The sequence below is a fragment of the Exiguobacterium sp. Leaf187 genome (assembly GCF_001423925.1).
Lineage (GTDB): Bacteria > Bacillota > Bacilli > Exiguobacteriales > Exiguobacteriaceae > Exiguobacterium_A > Exiguobacterium_A indicum.
Map to the genome: position 1 here is coordinate 1,487,545 of NZ_LMPR01000009.1, position 15,797 is coordinate 1,503,341.

The window sequence follows — 15,797 nt, forward strand, 5'->3', positions numbered from 1 at the left end:
AATTCGCTCCTTTTGTGTGTAAGAAATATGTGCTGTAATTTTTTCGATCGACGGGATTATTTCTTCAATACGATCGATTTACCAGTCATCTCTGCTGGTTGGTCCGCTCCGAGGAGATCGAGAACCGTTGGTGCGAGGTCAGCGAGTGCACCTGTGAGTGGTTCAAGGAGTTCAACGTCCTCGACCGTCACGATACATGGAACGGGTTCTGTCGTATGCGCCGTCATCTTACTGCCGTCCGCATTGAGGACTTTATCCGCGTTCCCGTGGTCAGCCGTGATGACTGCCGCGCCGCCTTTGCTGAGAATCAAGTCAACGACTTTCCCAAGACACTCATCGACAGCTTCAATCGCCTTTTTCGTCGGCTCGAGCATACCCGAGTGACCGACCATATCCGGGTTTGCGAAGTTGAGGATGATGGCGTCGTGTTTGTCCGAGTTGATTGCGTCGACGAGCGCGTCTGTGACTTCATAGACGCTCATCTCCGGTTTCAAGTCGTATGTCGCGACTTTTGGTGAAGGGATTAAGATCCGATCTTCCCCTTCGTATGGTTCTTCACGTTGTCCGTTGAAGAAGAACGTGACGTGCGGATACTTTTCCGTTTCCGCGATGCGTAGCTGTTTGAGACCTTGTTTTGACAATGTCTCCCCAAGCGTGTTCTTGATGTCTTCAGGCGGGAAGACGATGTCCGTATCGATCGCATCCGAGTACTTCGTCATCGAGACGAGTAGCAGGTTCTTCGGTGCGTTGTCCGGAAGTTCGAATCCGTCGAAGCCACCTTTTTCTTTGTAGACTTTCGAAAGCTGAATCGCACGGTCAGGACGGTAGTTGAAGAACACGATCGCATCGTTATCGTGGATCGGTGCGACTGGCGTACCGTCTTCCTGCACGACAACAGTTGGTTCGATGAACTCATCCGTTACGTCTTGTTTGTACGAAGCTTCAACCATGCCGATTGGATCCTTCGTCGTTGGACCTTCACCGAACGTGATGACGTCATAGACTTTCTTGACGCGCTCCCAACGGTTATCGCGATCCATCGCATAGTAGCGACCAGAGATACTCGCGAATTGTCCAACATTCAATTCATCCATCTTCGCTTGCGCGTCACGGAGGAAACCAGCGCCCGATTGTGGGTCGCAGTCACGACCGTCCGTGAAAGCATGGAGGTAGACTTTTTCGATTTCGTGAAGTTTCGCGAATTCGAGCACCGCATATAAGTGGTTGATGTGACTGTGGATTCCACCGTCAGAGACCAAACCGAAGATATGAAGCGCTGAACCGTATTTCTTCACGTGACCTGCCGCATCGTTCATCGCTTGACGCGAGAAGAACGAGCGATCCTTGATTGCGTTGTTGATTCGGGATAGCGATTGATAGACGACGCGACCTGCACCGATGTTGAGGTGACCCACTTCTGAGTTCCCCATTTGACCTTCAGGCAAACCGACGTATTCGCCTTTCGCATTCAACAACGTATGCGGGTATTGATCCCAGTAACGGTCGAAGTTCGGTTTGTTTGCCGCCGTAACAGCATTTCCGAACTCCTCGTCACGCATACCAAAACCATCAAGGATGATCAGTGCGACTGGACGTTTTTTCATTTAAATCGCCTCCAACAGTTTGAGGAACGATCCTGTCTCAAGACTTGCACCGCCGACGAGCGCACCGTCGATGTCTGGTTGAGCCATATATTCTTTGATGTTTTCCGGCTTGACGCTACCACCGTATTGGATGCGGACAGCTTCTGCTGCTTCAGCACCAAATTCAGCTGCAACGACGTCACGGACGAATTTACAAGAATCTTGTGCATCTTGTTCTGTCGCTGATTTACCTGTTCCGATTGCCCAGACAGGCTCGTAAGCGACGACGAGATTTTTCACTTGGTCGACAGTAAGACCTTTGAGGCTGTTTGCTGTCTGTTCGCGGATGACGTCTTCGAACTTGCCGCCTTCACGCTCTTCCAGTGTTTCACCTACACAAACGATTGGAACGAGACCGTGCTCGAACGCTTTTTTCGCTTTGCTGTTGATGAACGCATCTGTTTCGCCGAAGTACTCACGACGCTCAGAGTGACCGAGGATGACGTATGTCACGTCGAGTTCTTTGAGCATGAGCGGGCTTATTTCACCAGTGAACGCACCGCTCTCTTTGTCGTACATGTTTTGAGCACCGATCTTAAGATCCGTACCAGCTGCTGCTTCTGTCAAGTGTGCCAAGAATACTGCTGGCGCACAGACGGCTGCGTCGACTGTCGTCGAAGCAGGTACAGCTCCTTTGACTTCCTCAACGAATGCGACTGCATCCTTGAGCGTCAGATTCATCTTCCAGTTACCTGCGATAATTGGTTTACGCATTGAGAAACACTCCCTTGTGAACTTAGATTACTTGTCGTTTAGCGCTTCGACACCAGGAAGAGCTTTCCCTTCCATGAATTCGAGACTTGCTCCACCACCTGTAGAGATGTGGCTCATTTTGTCAGCAAGACCGAATTTCTCTGCCGCAGCAGCTGAGTCGCCACCGCCGATGATTGAGTACGCATCGCTGTCCGCAAGAGCTTGCGCGACACCTTTTGTACCGTTTGCGTATTTATCGAGTTCGAATACGCCCATCGGTCCGTTCCAGACGACGAGTTTCGAGTTCTTGATTGCCTCTGCATAGAGTTCAACCGTTTTTGGACCGATATCAAGTGACATGTGATCGGCTGGGATCTCTGTGATGTCACGTGGTCCGACATATGTTTCTTCTCCGAATTCCTTCGTGATGACGCAGTCGATTGGCATGAGGAACTTAACGCCTTTTTCTTCTGCTTTCTTCATGAATTCCTTCGCTTGGTCGATTTTATCGACCTCAAGAAGTGAAGTACCGACTTCGATACCACGAGCTGTGAGGAACGTGTACGATAAGCCGCCACCGATGATCAACGTATCGACGATGTCGAGTAAGTGATCGATGACACCGATTTTGTCCGCTACTTTCGAACCACCGATGATTGCCGTGAACGGGCGATCTGGGTTAGAAAGAGCTTTACCGAGAACTTGAAGTTCTTTTTCGATGAGAAGACCGGCAACTGCTGTGTCGACATGGTGTGCGATACCTTCTGTCGATGCGTGTGCACGGTGTGCTGCGCCGAACGCGTCGTTGACGAAGACGTCAGCGAGTTTCGCGAATCCTTTAGCGAGCTCTTCGTCATTTTTCGTTTCACCAGGGTAGAAGCGAACGTTCTCTAAGACGACGACATCGCCGTTTTCGAGTTTGCTGACTGCTTCTTCTGCAACTGGACCGTATGCTTCTTCAACGAGCTTGATGTCTTTACCAAGCAATTCGCTGAGGCGTGCTACGACTGGTGCAAGTGAGAACTCAGGGTTCTTTTCGCCTTTTGGACGACCCATGTGGCTAGCGAGAATGACTTTTGCTCCACCGTCGATCAAGTGTTTGATCGTTGGGAGTGCAGCACGGATCCGTGTGTCATCCGTGATTTTACCGTCTTCCAACGGTACGTTGAAATCCACGCGTGTAAATACGCGTTTTCCTTGTACATCGATGTCGCGAATCGATTTCTTATTCATACATTCGTCCTCCGTCTCTTACGTATAGTGAGGGGCGAATGCCCCTCCCGCTTTTTTCCGCAATAAGAGCGGAGACTGATATCGTTTCCGCTCTTATTCAATTGCTATTTAATTGCTCGAATTACTTAGCGATTTCTGCGAAGTGTTTGAGTGTACGAACGAGTTGGCTAGTGTAAGACATTTCGTTGTCATACCAAGCAACTGTTTTAACGAGTTGTTTGTCGCCGACTGTCATGACTTTCGTTTGTGTTGCATCGAAGAGTGATCCGTAAGAGATACCAACGATGTCAGAAGAAACGATTTCGTCTTCAGTGTAACCGTAAGACTCGTTAGCAGCTGCTTTCATTGCTGCGTTGACTTCTTCTACAGAAACTTTTTTGTCGAGTACAGTTACGAGTTCAGTGAGTGAACCTGTAGCGACTGGTACACGTTGTGCAGATCCGTCAAGTTTACCTTGAAGTTCTGGAAGAACGAGACCGATTGCTTTTGCAGCACCAGTTGAGTTAGGAACGATGTTTGCTGCTGCCGCACGTGCACGACGGAAGTCACCTTTAGGGTGTGGAGCGTCGAGTGTGTTTTGGTCACCAGTGTAAGCGTGGATCGTAGTCATGAGACCTTCAACGATTCCGAACTGATCTTGGAGAACTTTAGCCATTGGCGCGAGACAGTTTGTAGTACAAGAAGCACCAGAGATAACTGTTTCAGTTCCGTCAAGGATTTCGTGGTTCGTGTTGAAGACGACTGTTTTCATGTCGCCAGTTGCAGGTGCAGAGATAACGACTTTTTTAGCGCCAGCTTTTAAGTGAAGCTCAGCTTTTTCTTTGTCTGTGAAGAAACCAGTACATTCGAGAACGATGTCAACACCGAGCTCGCCCCATGGGAGTTCTTCTGGGTTGCGGTTAGCAAGTGTTTTGATTTCTTTACCGTTGACGAGGAAGTAACCGTCGTGTACTTCAACTTCGCCGTCGAAACGACCTTGAGTCGTATCATATTTGAGAAGGTGTGCAAGCATTTTAGTGTCTGTAAGGTCGTTGATCGCGACTACTTCGATTCCATCGAATTGAAGAATTTGACGAAGTGCCAAACGTCCGATACGTCCAAATCCGTTAATACCAACTTTTACTGCCATGATAATTTTCCTCCTTTTAATGTAAAGCGAGTTATCTATTATTCAAAAGGGGGTTACCCTTTCAAAATCGAAGCTGCTGCGCCTTCATCCGTAATCAGGATGATGTCTGGCGACTGTTTGACATAGGCGTTGATCGCTTCTGCCTTCGAATGACCACCTGCGACGACGATGACGTGTTCGACTTGCTTCAAGTCAGCCAGTTGGAGACCAACCGTCTTGACCCGGTGCACGATGTTCCCGTCTCGGTCAAAGTAATATCCGAATGCTTCCGCTACTGCCTGTTCATGTTCCAGTCGGGTCAGGAGATCCTCAGACGCACGACGACGTTTTGCCATCGTTTTCGCCTCACCAATTCCATGTACCACGATTGAAGCACCTTTAATCATTTGAAGCACATTTTTTATGCTCGGCTCTTCGATCATCTTGACGAACGTCTCTGTACTGACCATGTCCGGGATGTGAAGCAGATGATAATCACTTTGAGCGCGTGATGCCATCCGTGAGCATACTGTGTTCGCTTGTAGTTCGAGCGTTTCTCCCAGTCCTCCGCGTGCTGGAACGAACGTCATCGGACGGTGTTCCTTGTCTGGCGACATCATCGCCGCGACGGAAGCCATCGTCGTACCGCCTGTGACAGCGATCGTATTGTGATGGTCTGAAGAAAGCTCTCGTTTGAGTCGTGCGACGGTTGCCCGCCCCATGTCTCGCTGTACCCAGAAGGTTTCATCGGAATCACCCGGTACGATGACGACGTCCCGTACTCCAAGTCTCTCTTTCAAGGCTTTCGCCATGTCTGAGATCCCTGCGAGTTCTCCCATGATGCTGTGCATGCTGCGAAGAACATTTCGTCCTTCATCCGTCAAGGACATCCCTTGCGTCGCGACCTCTAGGAGGTCTTGCTGCTTCAAGAAGTCGACTTCCCGCCGTAAGACGCGTTCCGTCAAGCCAAGGCTTGTCGCAAGCGTACGTCGTCCGATCGGTTGCATCAGTCGTACATAATGAAGGATGTCGTAGCGTGTCTGCATTTCTTCGATCAGATCAGGCACGATTCGTTTTTGGATCTGGACTAACTGCCGAATCATGTATTTCCCTCTCCTCTCAAGTAGCTGGACGCTTTCTGTCCCGCATGTCATAACGTGTCCCACTTGGTACACCGTTATCATAACAGTCCGTTTCTCGCCTTGCAAGTCTCGTTTCTCAAGTTTTTTGAAGTAAGCGGTTTCTTATCGTTTCCGTCTCGAATTTGCCATAACTCCAGATTTCCTCGTCATGCATGACGACCGGAATCTCATATAAGAACCGTAGACTGAGCGCTTCATCCTGATCAATGTTAACTTCCTCGAACGTCCATTCCGGAAACTCATCGAGTACGAAGTCGAGTAAGATGGCGGCCTCTTCACATAGCGTACATCCCGGACGTGAATAGAGTGTTAAGTGTCTGTGTCGTTTTAATCCCATTCTGATTGCGCCTTCCTTTGCTGCATCGTTTTTTTCGTTAAACCAAGCGCTGCCCGGTACTTCGCGACCGTCCGCCTTGCGACTGTCAGACCGTCTGCTTGCAGGCGATCCGTCAATTGCTGATCACTTAACGGACGATCGCTGTGTTGAATGTATTCGGCGATCCGCCGTTTAATCAAAAAACTCGAATCTCCGGTTGTCGTCCGTGAGACGAACAAGTCTTCTAGGGCAACGAGACCATAGACCGTCTCGACATACTTCTCAGAAATCGCTCGACCAATCGTTGACGGATGATGCCCCGTCGCCTCAGCGACTTGTTTTTTCGTCAGTGGCTCGAGATGCAGTTCTCCTTTGAACCAGCGTTCTTGTCGCTCAAGCAAAACTGAGAGGATCGCATGCATCGTGACACGGCGTCGTTCGTACGCGCGCAAAAAAGGCGTTGCCTCTTTTAATCCGAGCCACGTCTGATCCGTATCGAGTGTCGTCCAGTCGATCTGAAGTTTTCCATCTAACAGGTGAATCCGTGCTTCTGCCATGACCGGTCGTTCTTCTTTAGGAAGATCCGGTGTCCGGCTCAGCCTTGTCAATCGTTTTCGCAACCGCGCTCGATCCTGTTCACTGAACTGAGCGAACACCTGACTCGCCGGTTCATGTCGTAGCCGATCCGTCAGTCCGATCAATTCCGTGTCGTCTAGCTCGATTGCTTGTAACCATTGGCACTCGCGTTCCGAGCGGGCAGCGATGCCGACTGGTTCACATTGTTGTAAAAGTGTCCGTGCTTCTGTAATCGTTGCGACATCGGTCGAGAAGGATGCAGCGAGCTGCTCGTCCGACGTCCGTAATAAACCGTCCGCTTCTAAATACACGATGAGTTGTTCCGCCATATATCCTATTTCCTGTCTGACTGATTCTAAACGTATTTGTGCAAGAAGCTCGTCTTCATAGGATGCCATATTACCTGCCATCTGCTCGACCTCTAGCGAAACCTGATTCGGGTAATGACGATGCAACCGTCGTTTCAACCGTCGCCATTCCTCCTCGAGCTCAGCAGCTGGTTGCTCAAGCACATGTAATTGATACTGTTGTGACGCCGATAACGTCATCTGTTGCGTCTGTTCCTGGCGTTGATCCATCGATTCCCCTCCTCCTCTTCTTATTATAGAAGAAACGTTTTAAGAAACGTGCTCTGAGCCTCTTTTAAGTCGCTAAGGAAAAGAAAAGTCATGCTTCCCTATTGCTTTCCTGAAAAAATGTCGCTATACTATTAATTGTTCAGTACATCAGATGCACCCGTAGCTCAGGGGATAGAGCACTGGTTTCCGGTACCAGGTGTCGGGAGTTCGAATCTCTCCGGGTGTACCATTTATTCAACTACAAGGCAATGCCAGCAATGGCGTTGCCTTTTTTCTATATTGATATGTTTCGTTTGCCCTTGTAATGGAAAAATACCTAAAAGTCGCATCGTATCTTTTGACCAATATTGACCAAAGGATTATGATAAGGATAAGTCGAATAGGAAGCTACATACCAACTATAAGGAGGCAAAGACTATGTTAATTCCAACAGTCATCGAACAAACAAACCGCGGGGAACGTGCTTACGATATCTACTCACGTTTGCTAAAAGACCGCATCATCCTTCTTGGGAGCGCGATTGACGACAACGTCGCCAACTCAGTCGTTGCCCAACTTCTGTTCTTAGCAGCAGAAGATCCAGATAAAGAAATCTCGCTTTACATCAACAGCCCAGGTGGTTCGATCACTGCCGGTATGGCGATTTACGATACAATGAACTTCATCAAGCCACAAGTCTCAACGATTTGTATCGGTATGGCAGCATCGATGGGTGCGTTCTTGCTTCAAGCAGGTGCAAAGGGAAAACGTTTCGCGTTACCAAACGCTGAAATCATGATCCACCAACCACTCGGTGGTACACAAGGTCAAGCATCGGATATTAAAATCCATGCGGAGCGTATCATCAAAATGCGTGAGCACCTCAACAAAATCATGGCTGAAAACACAGGACAACCACTTGAAGTCATCGAACGCGATACAGAGCGTGACAACTTCATGTCAGCACAAGCTGCTGCTGATTACGGTCTCATCGACCGCGTCATGGAACGTGCATAAGTCACCCAGAGTGTCTCCTTCGGGAGGCACTTTTTTTGTATCTGTAGGAAAGCGAACTCTTCTCTATTCATCTGCATACAACAAAAAACCTCCCGTTCCTTGTAGAACGAGAGGTCGATGATCAGTCGATCAAGTCTGTGATATCTGAAACGATGTCGTGGTTTTCACGAATCAGCGAGTAGATCGCGTTCGCATGTGGCGAAAGCTCTTCTTCTGCTTGTAATTGTTTCAGGAATAAAGATGTTGCGAACGCAACGAGTGTGCTTTTCGGTACACCGATTGATTTTGCTTTTTTCGTTAATACTTCGTCAAACTTCGCGTCTACAGTGAGCGAAATACGTTTCTTTTCGTTAGCCATTTCAAAAACTCCTTAATTCGAACATTTAGTTGCATCGACTATATATTATAGTAGACTATGGTTCATCTCGCAAGCGACCCTCTTATAAGGCCCCTGTCATCGACTCTCCATTCCGTACTTTTTCAGCGATTTGATCAATCTTCCGCAACCGGTGATTGATTCCTGATTTTGAGATGGAGCCGCTTTCGACCATCTCCCCGAGCTCTTGTAACGTCACGTCTTGATGTGTCACGCGCAAGATCGCGATCTCCTTCAGCTTATCCGGTAAGACGTCAAGACCGACCGTCCGCTCAAGGAACTTGATGTTCTCGACTTGGCGTAATGCCGCACCGACCGTCTTGTTGAGGTTCGCTGTCTCACAGTTGACGAGACGGTTGACCGAGTTACGCATGTCTTTTAAGATCCGTACGTCCTCGAACCGTAGCATCGATTGTGTCGCATCGACGAGCTTGAGAAAATCGGAAATCTTTTCGCTCTCTTTGATATAAAGGATATGCCCTTTTTTTCGTTCAATCGCCTTCGCGTTTAAATCAAAGACGTTCGATAGACCGCGGAGCGCCGCATTATGTTCTTCATATAAACTGAAGATCTCTAAGTGATACGACGACGTCGCCGGATTGTTGAGCGAACCTCCGGCGAGGAATGCTCCTCGTAAATACGCACGCGCTTTTCGTTCATCGTTTAAAATCGTGTCACTGATCGAACGAATCATCGTGAACCCTTCCCCTAAAATTCCGAGGTCTTGCAAAATCTTGTCCGCCTGTTGCTTAACACGGACGATATAGACATTATTCTTTTTCAGACGCATTTTTTTCCGCACGAGCAGATCGAGATGGACACCATATGCTTTCTTCAAAAGCGAATAGATCCGACGGGCAATCGAGGCATTCTCGGTCGAGATATCGAGTGTCAGACCCCGTCCGAGACCGAACGAGATTGCACCGTTCATCCGGGCGAGCGCCGCGAGTTCCGCCTTCATCTCGTGATCGGTGATCGGAATCTGCGTTAATTCTTTTTTGACTTCTGAGGCAAAGCTCATGTCAGCTCCTCCTTCCCTTCGAGTTGACGCATCCGACGAATCGATAGTACTTTTCGCATGACGAGGCTAGCGACCGCATCTGAGTCATGGCGAATGAAATGATGATTGTAGTCGACGATATCATCTGCCAGCACTTCGACGCCTGCGAGCTCGAATTGTTTTTCATTATAGGTGACGATGTCGGCATGATCCTTTTGATACTTTTTCAAGTAACCGGCATCGATTGACTCATTATTGACGATGATCGTATCGACGACGCCTTGACCGAGAAAACGTTCGAGCGTCGATAAATGCTCGTTGGCAGTGAACGCCGTCGTCTCGCCTGGTTGTGTCATGACGTTACAAATATAGACGACTGGAGCCAGCGATTGCTGAATCGCTTCCCGGATCTCATCAATCAAGACGTTCGGGATGATACTCGTATAGAGACTTCCTGGTCCAAGGACGATCACATCAGCATCAAGAATTGCTTGAATCGCTTCTGGTACCGGACGGACGTCTTGTTCCTCAAGGAAGATTCGTTCAATCTTCTTACCGACCGTTGGAATCAGTGACTCTCCTTTAACGATCGTCCCGTCCTCAAATTCGGCACATAACGTAATTGTCCGTTCCGTCGCCGGATAGACTTTTCCTTCTGCGTTCAACAATTGTCCCATGACACCGATCGCTTCGACGAACGAACCATTACAGAGTTGTGTCGCTGCCGTCAGCATCAAGTTGCCGAGCGAATGCCCATGCAATCCTTCGCCGGTCTCAAACCGGTACTGCATGATTCGGTCCATCAAGGTTTCCGATTTCGACAAGGCGACGATGACATTGCGAATATCGCCTGGTGGCAACATATTAAACTCCGTCCGCAGACGACCAGAACTGCCGCCGTCATCCGCGACCGTAACGATCGCTGTAATGTCGAGCGGGTAATGCTTCAGTCCACGAAGAAGCGTTGAGAGTCCTGTCCCGCCACCGATGGCGACGACTTTACGTTCCCATTTCATCACTTCTCCTCCTTCGCATGCACATAATCCCGGTGATTCGTCTCGATGTGATACTGCGTCGCGAATTCCTTGCTGATGGCTTCCGCGAACGTGATCGACCGGTGTTTCCCGCCTGTACAGCCGAGGGCGATCACGAGTTGCGACTTTCCTTCCCGCTCATATTGCGGAATCAAGAACTCGAGTAGATCAACGAGTTTTTTATAAAACAGCTTCGCTTCCGGCCACTGCATGACGTAGGACGCGACTTCCTCATCGAGTCCTGTCTTTGGACGCAGTTCCGGAATGTAGAACGGGTTCGGTAAGAACCGGAGGTCAAAGACAAGATCGGCATCAAGCGGCAATCCGTGTTTGAAGCCAAACGACATGACGTTGACTGTAAACGGAATCCGCTCTCCTGTCGTAAACTCTTTCAGCAAACGTTCTTTTAAGGCAAGTGGTTTAATGTCACTCGTATCGATCAGCATTTGTGCTTTATCACGGAACCCTTCAAGCAACGTCCGCTCACGTTCAATTCCGATCAGCGGTGAGTCAGTCGGTGCAAGAGGATGGGAACGACGTGATTCCTTATAACGGCGTACAAGGACGTCGTTACGCGCATCGAGATAGAGCATCCGAGTCTGTAAGTTCGTCTTTTTCAAATCCTCATAAACGACAAAAAAACTATCAATGAAATCACGCGCACGTGTATCGATGGCAACGGCGATTTTAGGACGCACTTGTCCGATGACTTCGATGAGTTGTGGCAATAACGTCGGTGGTAGATTGTCAACGCAGAAATAGCCTAAATCCTCAAAGCTGTTCATTGCGACTGTCTTACCAGCCCCACTCATACCCGTAATGATCACAAGTTGCGGTTGATTCTGTTCCATCTTTTCGCCCTCCAGACAACAGTTCCGTGTGTATTTTTCGCTTCTTTCTCAGTATATCATAAAAAAAGAGCCAGCCTCACTGAAGGTACCTTCAATGAAACTGGTTCGTTATTACGCGTGTGAGGATTCTTGTAATTCTTCAAGTAACGCTTCGATGAAGTGTTGCGCGTTTTGCGCGGCAATCGAACCATCGTTTGTCGCTGTAACGACTTGACGCAATGTTTTTTCACGAACGTCACCAGCAGCAAAGATGCCTTTGATGTTCGTTTCCATCGCTTCGTTTGTCACGACGTAGCCTTGGTCGTTCAAGATACCGAGGTCTTGGACGTAGCCTGTGATCGGATTCATCCCGATGTAGATGAAGACACCATCGATCGGATGCGTCGTCACATCAGCTGTTTTTGTATTGATCAACTCGATACCGCCGACTTTCCCGTCTTGTTCGTTAATCTGTTTAACCGTATGGTTCCAGATAAAGTCGATTTTCGGGTTGTCGAACGCACGTTTTTGAAGAATCTTTTGAGCGCGGAGCTCGTCACGACGGTGTACGATCGTGACTTTTTTCGCGAAGCGTGTCAAGTAGACGCCTTCTTCAACAGCAGAGTCGCCTCCACCGATGACGAAGAGTTCTTTTTCTTTAAAGAACGCGCCGTCACAGACAGCACAGTACGAGACACCGCGACCGCCGAGTTCTTCTTCACCCGGTACGCCGATTTTCTTATATTGTGCACCAGACGCGATGATGATCGCCCGTGCGTAGTAATCTTTGTTGTGTGCGTGAATCGTTTTGTATGCTTTACCGTCTTCGATGCTTCGAACGTCTCCGTACGCATATTCTGCGCCGAATGCTTTCGAGTGGTCGAACATTTTTTGCGAGAGATCGGGTCCGAGGATGCTATCGTATCCTGGGTAGTTCTCGATATCTTCTGTGTTCGCCATCTGACCGCCCGGAATCCCGCGTTCGATCATCAATGTCGAAAGGTTCGCACGTGATGCATAAAGTGCGGCTGTCATCCCAGCAGGTCCTGCCCCGATGATGATGACGTCATAAATTTTTTGTTCTGTTTCCGCCATGATTCCACCCCATTTATCGTAATCGTTGTAGTTTGAGTATAGGTGAGAATCGCCTAAACGTCTAACACTTTGCTTGTAGCGGTGCCAACATCCGTTCATGTGTCCGGATCATCGATGCGACGTGATCGAACGAACAATCGACGAGTGATGCACATTCCTCGATCAACATCCCGTCCCGTAAATCATGGAACAGATAAAGCAGTGATGCAGCAGATGCTTCAATCGAATCAAACGATTCCCCACTTAAGACGAGCTGTGCGAAGCGTTCATAAAAATCCCCTTCGAGACTCATCCGTTCTTCGTCTGAAACGAACCGTTCCGCAAGACGGATTGTCTGCAATGCCCGATGAATGCGTTCATCCACGACATCAGTCCGTCCTTCCATCTCGATGACAATCTGTTCCGTCAATAACAGGACGTCTTCCTGATCTGTCACTTCTGGCATCATCGACAATGCAAGCCGTGCTTCAGCATCGTTCAGTTTGCCAAGGAGAAGTGCCGTAAAGATCCGCGAGACATCATCTTCCGTCTTCAGCGCTTGGATGAGTGCCGAGCGAAACTGCAGGTTGTGCCGAATGTCATACGTATCCGTCTCTTCCTTTAACGCTTGTGCTTCGTCCGACTTCAAGAAAGCGGCTGCTTCTTCGACGTGTCCTGTCTTATAGGCAGAGATTGATAACCAGTGACCAAAGAGTGGGTCTCCCCGGTATCCGCGACGCTCGAGCAACTTCAACTCTTCATAGGCGATATCGTATCGTCCGATGATTGCTAAAGTCGATGCGACCTTATAACGTGTCTCAAGGTGCACGGAACGCACGTGTTCGAGCTGACGGGAGAGACGATGCGCCTCTTCGTCCTGACCCATCTCGTGTAGCAAGACGAGCGTATTACAAAGGGCATGCAAATTCCCCGGATTCCCTTCAAGGACCCGTTCAAGGGAAGCGAATGCCTGATCGTTCTCTCCTAAATAGAACTCGACGATCGCGAGGTTGTTGTAGGCAGGCCAGAACGTCGGGTACTGGGCAATCAGTCCCGTCAGCGTCTCCTGTGCCGCGAACAGCATTCCTTTATCGATCTGGCGTTGTGCCTGACCGTGCAGACGAATCAATTCATCCTCTTCGTCGTCTTCCATCTCTTGTTCGAGATCAATTAGTTCCACGAGTGCGGCCGATGCCTCCGCGTGTTTGCCGTTTGGTGCTTGCTCTAAATATTCCATCGCATGCTGTCGCGCTTCTTCGTAAAGTGAGACGTGTGCGTAGTTATTCGCTAGATAAAAGAGTGCTTCCGTATTTGATGCGTCGAGTGCGCGTACTTGTTTCAAGACATCATTCGCATGATTGATTTCTCCTGTCTCGAATAAGACACGGGCATAACGGAGCAAATAACGGATGTCCGCTGGCTGAAGTGTCGTCGCCTCATCTAAATGATAGACGGCTTCGTCCAGTCGCCCTTCCCGGTGCGCCTTCCGTCCGCGGAAATAAAAAAGTTCCGCTTGGCGCGCTGTTATCGCAAAGGGGTCTGCTTTGTATTTGGTTAATTCCATCATGATTCAAGCCCCCATAAATAGTAAACTGGTTTCGTAGTTGCAGACACAAGAATACCCTATCTCTAGGAGGCATGCAACAGAAAAAAACGCCGGAGTTCATCCCCAGCGTTTCGCATAAATCGATTCCAGTTCTTTGTAATTCTCTAAGCATTTTCGTACAAAAGCATCCGTCTCTGGATTCAGTCCTTCAAGACGTGCCACGTCCTTGTCATATGCCTGCCGTAAGCTCGTCGCATAATCGGGAATCTCTCCGTCATACGCATAAACGACTGCGGGTGAAACCGTGATCTTTTCGTGCTTATGCAAGGCGGTCCGGATATGGAAGAGTGGAACATCGACTTGGTCCGGTTGGTGAAGATCCCCTTGAACGGGATGCTTCTCAACAGCCAACACCTCAACGACGAGACCTTGTGGACGTTCGGCGAATAATCTTCCGAAATACTTTCCTGTCTTATACGTAAAGCGGATGTGCGTCATCTTTTTTCCTTCTTCCTTCTCACAGTTTTGTCACATTTCATGCCGGCGAAGCGGCTGACTCGAGACCCGTTCATTCGGTGCAATGTCCCGGTGAACGACTGATCCGGCACCAACGACGGCACCATCTCCAATCGTTACGCCCGGTAGGATCGTCACGTTCGCACCGATCAAAACATTGCTTCCGATGACGACGTCACCTAAACGATACTCCGTCGTCAAATATTCATGACAGAGAATCGTCGTATTGAAGCCGATGATCGTATTATCACCAATCGTGATCCGCTCCGGGAACATCGTGTCCGGCATCACCATCAAGGCAAGTGCCGTCTTCTCCCCGATCTTCATCCGAAGACATGTCCGGTAGAGTGCGTTCTTAAAACGTAGCGACGGAGCAAACCGACCGATCGTGATGATCGTAAAGCACCACATCACTTTAAAGAACGACACCGTCCGGTACATGTGCCAGAGTGGATTCGTCGTTCCGACCTGAAACCGATCAGTTCGCCGCGCCATTTTGTTCCTCCAGCCAAGCAGCAAGATGATCCATCGAATCAATGATGACATCCGGCTCGAGTGCCTCTAAGTACGCGCGTCCTTTGATCGCCCAACCGACCGCGACCGTCTTCAGTCCCGCGTTCTTACCACCGAGAATGTCCGTATCGTTGTCACCGACCATGATCGTTTCGTCTGCTGTTGCTCCAAGCAACTGCATCGCTTTTTCGAACGGCTCGACAGCTGGTTTTTCTTCCGTTACGTCGTCGGCTGCGATGACAGCGTCAAAGAGTGACGTCAATCCAAACAACTCGATGCCGCGGAGAGCGACACGACGACTTTTCGACGTGACGACCGCCATCTTGTATCCTGCTTCATGCAGTCGACGTAATCCGTCGAGCACACCCGGATACTCGAGCACGAGCGCATCATGCATCGCGATGTTGTAGCTACGGTAAAAAGCGACCATCTCTTTCCACTGTTCCGCATTCATTGCCGAGAACGACTTCTCAAGCGTCGGACCGATGAACGGAAGCAGTTCCGCTTCCGTAAACGTCCGGTCCGGATAATAGTAACTGAGCGTATGCTCGAAGCTTTTTAAGATCAATGGATTCGTATCGATCAACGTTCCATCTAAATCAAACAGTAGCGTGCGAATCATC

16 protein-coding genes, 1 tRNA gene and 1 pseudogene are annotated in these 15,797 nt (G+C 49.2%); 2 read left to right on the plus strand and 16 right to left on the minus strand.

What is annotated here, in order from left to right; translation table 11 throughout:
• Window positions 1-56 precede the first annotated feature (56 nt).
• The 7 genes from gpmI to ASF99_RS12000 all read right to left on the minus strand — a co-directional run bounded on the left by gpmI (window position 57) and on the right by ASF99_RS12000 (window position 7,289).
• Entirely contained in the window at window positions 57-1,604 is a 1,548-nt protein-coding gene (gpmI, locus tag ASF99_RS11970) for a 2,3-bisphosphoglycerate-independent phosphoglycerate mutase (protein ID WP_055968909.1), read from the minus strand.
• Complete coding sequence (gene tpiA, locus ASF99_RS11975) at window positions 1,605-2,357, minus strand: triose-phosphate isomerase (protein WP_023469215.1); 753 nt, start codon at window positions 2,355-2,357, stop codon at window positions 1,605-1,607.
• A gap of 27 nt (window positions 2,358-2,384) precedes the next feature.
• On the minus strand, window positions 2,385-3,569 hold the full coding sequence (locus ASF99_RS11980) for a phosphoglycerate kinase (protein ID WP_035396304.1): 1,185 nt from the start codon (window positions 3,567-3,569) through the stop codon (window positions 2,385-2,387).
• A gap of 121 nt (window positions 3,570-3,690) precedes the next feature.
• Window positions 3,691-4,698 (minus strand): type I glyceraldehyde-3-phosphate dehydrogenase, encoded by a 1,008-nt coding sequence (gap, locus tag ASF99_RS11985; RefSeq protein WP_023469217.1) that lies wholly within the window; start codon window positions 4,696-4,698, stop codon window positions 3,691-3,693.
• Window positions 4,699-4,751: 53 nt separating this feature from the next.
• The gene (locus ASF99_RS11990; RefSeq protein ID WP_023469218.1) at window positions 4,752-5,780 is read right to left on the minus strand and encodes a sugar-binding transcriptional regulator; all 1,029 of its coding nucleotides are present in this window, start codon (window positions 5,778-5,780) and stop codon (window positions 4,752-4,754) included.
• Between the two features lie 115 nt (window positions 5,781-5,895).
• The gene (locus ASF99_RS11995; protein ID WP_023469219.1) at window positions 5,896-6,156 is read right to left on the minus strand and encodes a glutaredoxin family protein; all 261 of its coding nucleotides are present in this window, start codon (window positions 6,154-6,156) and stop codon (window positions 5,896-5,898) included.
• A complete protein-coding gene (locus tag ASF99_RS12000; RefSeq protein ID WP_055968912.1) occupies window positions 6,147-7,289 on the minus strand; it encodes an RNA polymerase factor sigma-54 in 1,143 nt (380 codons plus the stop codon). Before ASF99_RS12000 ends, ASF99_RS11995 begins: the two co-directional genes overlap by 10 nt.
• A gap of 153 nt (window positions 7,290-7,442) precedes the next feature.
• Between ASF99_RS12000 and ASF99_RS12005 the strand changes: the two genes are divergently transcribed.
• Together ASF99_RS12005 and clpP are read left to right on the plus strand one after the other, a co-directional pair.
• Window positions 7,443-7,518 (plus strand) — tRNA-Arg (locus ASF99_RS12005).
• 182 nt (window positions 7,519-7,700) lie between these two features.
• Window positions 7,701-8,285 (plus strand): annotated as a pseudogene (gene clpP, locus ASF99_RS12010) (ATP-dependent Clp endopeptidase proteolytic subunit ClpP); the annotation flags it as partial.
• A 121-nt stretch (window positions 8,286-8,406) separates the two neighbouring features.
• On the opposite strand, the gene ASF99_RS12015 reads toward clpP, so the two are convergent.
• The 9 genes from ASF99_RS12015 to ppaX form a co-directional block, all read right to left on the minus strand.
• Window positions 8,407-8,643, minus strand: a complete 237-nt coding sequence (locus ASF99_RS12015) for a hypothetical protein (RefSeq protein WP_023469221.1) — start codon at window positions 8,641-8,643, stop codon at window positions 8,407-8,409.
• A gap of 82 nt (window positions 8,644-8,725) precedes the next feature.
• Entirely contained in the window at window positions 8,726-9,682 is a 957-nt protein-coding gene (whiA, locus tag ASF99_RS12020) for a DNA-binding protein WhiA (protein ID WP_023469222.1), read from the minus strand.
• The gene (locus tag ASF99_RS12025) at window positions 9,679-10,677 is read right to left on the minus strand and encodes a gluconeogenesis factor YvcK family protein (RefSeq protein WP_055968917.1); all 999 of its coding nucleotides are present in this window, start codon (window positions 10,675-10,677) and stop codon (window positions 9,679-9,681) included. Before ASF99_RS12025 ends, whiA begins: the two co-directional genes overlap by 4 nt.
• Window positions 10,677-11,546: an RNase adapter RapZ gene (gene rapZ / locus ASF99_RS12030; RefSeq protein ID WP_055968920.1), complete on the minus strand. Its 870-nt coding sequence runs from the start codon at window positions 11,544-11,546 to the stop codon at window positions 10,677-10,679. The genes ASF99_RS12025 and rapZ overlap by 1 nt, the downstream gene beginning before the upstream one ends.
• 111 nt (window positions 11,547-11,657) lie before the next feature.
• Window positions 11,658-12,620 carry a thioredoxin-disulfide reductase gene (gene trxB, locus ASF99_RS12035; RefSeq protein ID WP_023469225.1) on the minus strand — a complete coding sequence of 321 codons (963 nt, stop codon included), beginning with the start codon at window positions 12,618-12,620 and terminating at the stop codon, window positions 11,658-11,660.
• 61 nt (window positions 12,621-12,681) lie between these two features.
• Window positions 12,682-14,166, minus strand: coding sequence for a tetratricopeptide repeat protein (locus ASF99_RS12040; protein ID WP_035396300.1), 1,485 nt, complete (start codon window positions 14,164-14,166; stop codon window positions 12,682-12,684).
• 96 nt (window positions 14,167-14,262) lie between these two features.
• A complete protein-coding gene (gene kapB, locus ASF99_RS12045) occupies window positions 14,263-14,643 on the minus strand; it encodes a sporulation phosphorelay system protein KapB (protein WP_055968923.1) in 381 nt (126 codons plus the stop codon).
• Window positions 14,644-14,673: 30 nt separating this feature from the next.
• On the minus strand, window positions 14,674-15,156 hold the full coding sequence (locus ASF99_RS12050; protein ID WP_035396297.1) for an acyltransferase: 483 nt from the start codon (window positions 15,154-15,156) through the stop codon (window positions 14,674-14,676).
• On the minus strand, window positions 15,140-15,796 hold the full coding sequence (ppaX, locus tag ASF99_RS12055) for a pyrophosphatase PpaX (protein ID WP_035396294.1): 657 nt from the start codon (window positions 15,794-15,796) through the stop codon (window positions 15,140-15,142). Before ppaX ends, ASF99_RS12050 begins: the two co-directional genes overlap by 17 nt.
• Window position 15,797: the final 1 nt, after the last annotated feature.